Origin of the sequence: Halogeometricum sp. CBA1124, assembly GCF_009741955.1 — an archaeon.
Lineage (GTDB): Archaea > Halobacteriota > Halobacteria > Halobacteriales > Haloferacaceae > Halogeometricum > Halogeometricum rufum.
In genome coordinates this window covers 1-4,958 of record NZ_WPCD01000241.1, presented here as the reverse complement: position 1 = coordinate 4,958, position 4,958 = coordinate 1, and the positions used below count along the sequence as shown (strand labels likewise).

Genomic DNA, 4,958 nt, shown 5'->3' with positions numbered 1-4,958 from the left:
CGCCGACGCGCCCGACGAGGTGCCGGAGGACGACGCGGACGGACGGTCGACGAGTCGGCGAGACTGCGAGGAGAGACGTGTAGGGGAAGGGAGTGACGTAGAGACCGAGAGCGGTCCGGAACCACTCTCGGCGCTCACGTCGCTGCGACGCCGTGCCGCGACCTTACGCTTCGGCGCGTTCCCTCATCGCGTCGCGCGCGCCTCGACGGTCTCTCGCACCGCGTCGACGCCCTCGTCGTGGAGGAGGTCGCCGACCACGACGACGTCCGTGTGCTGGCCCATCTCGTACGCGGAGTCGTAGTCGTGGATGCCGCCGCCGTAGAACAGCGTGCAGTCGTCCAGCGCGTCGTGTGCCGCCTGCACCTTCTCGGTGTCGCCGAACGTGCCCGAGTACTCCACGTACACGATCTCTTGGCCGAACATCCGCTCTGCGACGGCGGCGTAGGAGGCGACGTCGTCCACGGCGAGGTCGCAGTTGGCGTCGGTCAGTTGGGCGACGGACGCCTCGGGGTTGAGGACGATGTACGCCTCGGTGTGCGTCCGCTCCCAGTCCATGCCGTTCTCGATGCGGACCCACTCCTTGTGGGCACCCGTGATCCAGAAGGCGTCCTTGGCGTTGAACACCGTCGGGATGAGGTAGCCGTCAAGCGCCTCGTCGTCGACGACGACGCCGGGGTTCGACGGCTCCTGATACAGGGGGACGTCGTACTCCGCGCAGGCGTCCACGACGCGTTGCATCTTGTCCGCGGTGATGTCGAGGGTGCCGCCGATTTCGATGGCGTCCGTGCCGGTCTGGCAGACGTCCTCGAACGTCTCGTCTCCCACGAGGTCTTTGTCTGGGTCCACTTTGAGGACGTGGTTCCAGTCGGTCCAAGGCCCGGTCATTGGGCGTACTACCACCGGGGAGCGATAAAAATGGCGCGGATGAGATGTCTCTCTGTAGATGGTGAAGTTGGTCGAACAGTCGTTCTCGGCATCGCGGATACGTCCGAGCGACGAACTCCTCTTTCGCCCCGGAGACACCGTCTCGTACGAAAATCGCGGCGCGATTTTCGGCCGACGACCGAGCGGAGTGAGCGAAGCGAACGAAGCGAGGGAGGAGCGCTTTTGGCCGAGCTTTTGCCGAGGGCCAGCTTGCTGGCCCGCAGCGCAAAAGGTCGTAGTTAATCCGCCGCCGACTGCCACTTCCGGACCGTGTCGGGACCCACGCCGTCCATCAGGTCCGCCAGCGCGTCGGGTTCGGCCTCCTTCAGCGAGGGAACGTCCTCGACGCCGGCGGCCTTCAGTTTCTCGGCCGTCTTCTCGCCGATGCCCTTCACGCTCTCCAGTTCGGAGCCGTCGACCTGTTCGGCCTGGTACTCCCGGTAGTTGCAGATGGGACAGCCCAGGTCCCACGGTTCCCTGTCGCTGTCGCCGTAGGTGATGCGAATCTTCGGCAGGTCGTGTTCCTCGCACTCCTCGTCGGTCACCTCGATGTCGCCGCGACGGGGGAGAGGCAGCGAGTAGTCGCAGTCGGGATAGCGCGTACAGCCGACCAGTCGGGACCCCGACCGGAGGCGCTTGATGGCGAGTTCGCCGCCGTGTTCGCCTTCGACGGCTTCACCGTCACCAGAAGCGTTCGCTTCTGGTTGGCTCACGGAAGCTTCGCTTCCGTGAACGTCTCCGTCTCGCGGCGTCTCCGACGCCGCGCCTTCCCCGCACTCCGGACACGCGCCGATGACGAGGTCCTCCTCCTCGTCGGCCTCCTCGGCCTTGCAGAGGGGACAGCCGTGGACGAACGTCTTCCGGCCGGCGAGCATCTTGATGTGGCTCAGCCCGTGTTCCTCGCACTCCTCGTCCATGATGAGCGGTTTGCCCGTGGAGGGCAGGGGGAGCGTGTACGTGCAGTCGGGGTAGCCGTCACAGCCGATGAAGTACGACCCGCGGCGGCTCTTCCGAATCACCAGGTCGTGGTCGGACTCGGGACACGTGCCGACCGTCTTGTCCGCCTTCAGCGACTTCTGGAGTTGTCTGCCGACCTCCTCGCCGGACTCCATCAGCCCCTCGAACACGTCCTCGAGAATCTCGCGGGACTCCTCGGTCACGTCGTCGAGGGTGGCCTCGCCGCGCGCGATGGCCTGCATGTCCGCCTCCAACTGGGCGGTCATCTCTTCGGACACGATGAGTTCGGCGAACTCCTCGGACGCCTCGACGACGGCGCGGGCCAGTCGGGTCGGCCGCGGCGGGTCGCTCTCGATGTAGTTGCGGTCGTACAGTTTCTGGATGACGTCGTGCCGCGTCGCCTTCGTCCCGATACCCATCTGCTCCATCGTCTCGATGAGGCGCGACTGGCCGTAGCGACGGGGCGGTTGGGTCTGCTTGGCCTCCATCTCCGTGTCGGTGACGGCGAGTGCCTCGCCCTCCTCCACGTCGGGGACGAACGACTCGCTGGAGTTGAAGTACGGGTACACCTCGTGGTAGCCGGCCTTCACGAGACGCTTGCCGTTGGCCTTCAGCGACAGGCCGCCCGCGTCGGCGACGACGCGCAGGTGTTCCCACTTCGCGGACTCCGCGACGGTGGCGAAGAAGCGCCGGACGACGAGTTCGTACACCTCCCACTCGTCCTCGGTGAGGTCAGCGCGCGAGGGGAGTTCGCCCGTCGGATGGATCGGCGGGTGGTCGGTCGTCTCCTCGTCGCCCGCGGTCGGCTCTATCTCCTCCTGTTCGAGGAGCGTCTGCGCGTCCTCGCCGAACGTCCGGTTGGCGGTGAACTCGTCGAGGAGTTCCCGCGGGTCGAGGTCCTCGGGGGTAGACGGTGTTGTCCGTCCGCGGGTAGGTCATGTAACCCGCGGTGTAGAGGTCCTCCGCGATGCTCATCGCTCGCTGGGCGGAGTAGCCGAGCGACCCCGCGGCGCGGATGAACTGCGTCGTGTTGAACGGCGCGGGCGGGTCGTCCGTCCGGGTGCGACGCCGGACCGACGTGACGGTGGCCGTCTCGACGTTCCGGAGGGTCTCGTAGGCCTCCTCGGCCGCCTCGCCGTCCCAGACGCGTTCGGCCTCGTTGTCGTCCTCGTCGAGGTAGAAGTACTGCGCCTCGAACGACTCCTCGTCCCGAGCGGACTCGTCCGCTCGGGGGTCAGCCGAGGGCTCCTCGGTGGAGTCTTTCTGTAGGTCGGCGAACAGTTCCCAGTAGTCCTCGGGGTCGAACGCGTCTATCTCACGTTCGCGGTCCACGATGAGTTTCAGCGTCGGCCCCTGCACCCGGCCGACGGAGATGAAGTCGTCGCCGAGTTGCCGGGCGGACAGGGAGAGAAAGCGCGTGAGGGCGGCGCCCCAGACGAGGTCCACTATCTGCCGCGCCTCGCCCGCCGCCGCGAGGTCGAAGTCCAGTTCGTCGGGGTTCTCGAACGCCTCGGTCACCTCGCGGTCGGTGATGGAGGAGAAGCGCACCCGGTCGACGGGCACGTCCTCGTTCACCTCGCGCACGAGTTCGTACGCCTCCTTGCCGATGAGTTCGCCCTCGCGGTCGTAGTCGGTGGCGATGACGACGCGACTGGCGTGTCGAGACAGGCGGCGCAGGGCCGCGACGATGTTCTCCTGCGTCGGGTGTTTGTCGATGGGCGCGTCGATGAGTTCGACCGGTTCCACGTCGCGCCAGTCGTTGTACTCCGGGGGGAAGTCGACGCCGACGACGTGGCCCGACAGGCCGATGCAGCGCTTGCCACCCCACTTGTAGACGTTGACGCCGTTGACTCGGTCGGACTCGGCGGACTCGCCGCTCAGGATGTCGGCGATGCGCCGGGCGGCGTTGTCCTTCTCCGTGATGATGAGTTCGGGGCCCTTACTCATTGGCCGGCGATATGCGAGGGCGTGGCCTAAACCTTTCGCGCCGATTCCGCGGAAATCGGCGGCCAGCGCGGGCGTGCGAGCGAACGTGCGTGCGGGCGAACGTGTGTGCGATGCGACGTGCGAGAGGTGCATGTGTCGCGGCGCGGTGCGGAATGCGGTGCGGGAGAGACGACGCGGACGGGGTGGCGGGCGCCGACGACGGGGAGAGGGCCGCATCCACGACGGGGCAACCGGCAACGGGGGACCGTTCCCCAACGCATAGGTAGCGGCACGTGGTGTTGCACGTACCGTGTCCGACCGCGAGAGCCGAATCGACGTGACCGAGGGAGCGGTGACGCCGAAACTCCTCTCCCTGTCGTGGCCGCTCGTCGCCGGCAACCTCCTGCAGACGTTCTACAATCTCGCGGACATGTTCTGGGTCGGTCGCGTCGGCCCGGAGGCCGTCGCCGCCGTCTCGCTGATGTTCCCCACCGCGTGGATGTTCGTCTCCGTCGCGATGGGCGTCACCGCGGCCGCGGTGGCTCTCGTCTCCCAGCACGTCGGCGCGGGCGACGACAGGGCGGCGGAACGAGTCGTCGGCCAGACGCTCCTGCTCGCCGTCGCCGTCGGCGTCCTCCTCGGTATCGTCGGCTACCTCGGGAGACACCCGTTGCTCGCCCTCATCGGCGCGGAGGGCCGCGTCTACACCGAAGCGCTCGCCTACGCCGAAGTGCTGTTCGTGACGCTGCCGTTCACGTTCGTCTTCTTCGCGTTCCGCGCGTCCTGCGCGGCGCGGGCGACACCCGGACGGCGATGTGGCTGGTGGTCGTCAGCGCCGGCCTCAACGTCGTTCTCGACCCGCTCTTCATCCTCGGCTGGGGCCCCCTCGGCGTCGAGGCGATGGGGACGCGCGGTGCCGCCGTCGCGACACTCGTCGCGCGCGTCGTCGCCGCCGTCGCCGGCCTCGCCATCCTCCTGCACGGCGGGTGGGGGGCGCGCCTCCGTCTGCCGACTTGCGGCCGGACCCCGCGCTCCTCCGGAAACTCGTCGACGTGGGCTACCCGGCGACGCTGGACGGTCTCGCGCGGAGTTTCGCCGCCGTCGCCCTCGCCGCCCTCGTCGCCAGGTTCGGCGCCGTCGCCACCGCCGCC

At 67.9% G+C, this 4,958-nt stretch carries 1 protein-coding gene and 3 pseudogenes; 1 reads left to right on the top strand and 3 read right to left on the bottom strand.

The window, feature by feature from the left end; genetic code table 11:
- Positions 1–183: 183 nt before the first annotated feature.
- From GJ632_RS19350 to GJ632_RS19345, 3 genes and pseudogenes are all read right to left on the bottom strand, one after another.
- The gene (locus GJ632_RS19350) at positions 184–885 is read right to left on the bottom strand and encodes a phosphoglycerol geranylgeranyltransferase (RefSeq protein ID WP_191453791.1); all 702 of its coding nucleotides are present in this window, start codon (positions 883–885) and stop codon (positions 184–186) included.
- 278 nt (positions 886–1,163) lie between these two features.
- Positions 1,164–1,586, bottom strand: a pseudogene (locus GJ632_RS26090) (helix-hairpin-helix domain-containing protein); the annotation flags it as partial.
- Between the two features lie 105 nt (positions 1,587–1,691).
- Positions 1,692–3,828: pseudogene (locus tag GJ632_RS19345) on the bottom strand (DNA topoisomerase I); the annotation flags it as partial.
- A 289-nt stretch (positions 3,829–4,117) separates the two neighbouring features.
- Between GJ632_RS19345 and GJ632_RS25630 the strand changes: the two are divergent.
- Positions 4,118–4,958 (top strand): annotated as a pseudogene (locus tag GJ632_RS25630) (MATE family efflux transporter); the annotation flags it as partial.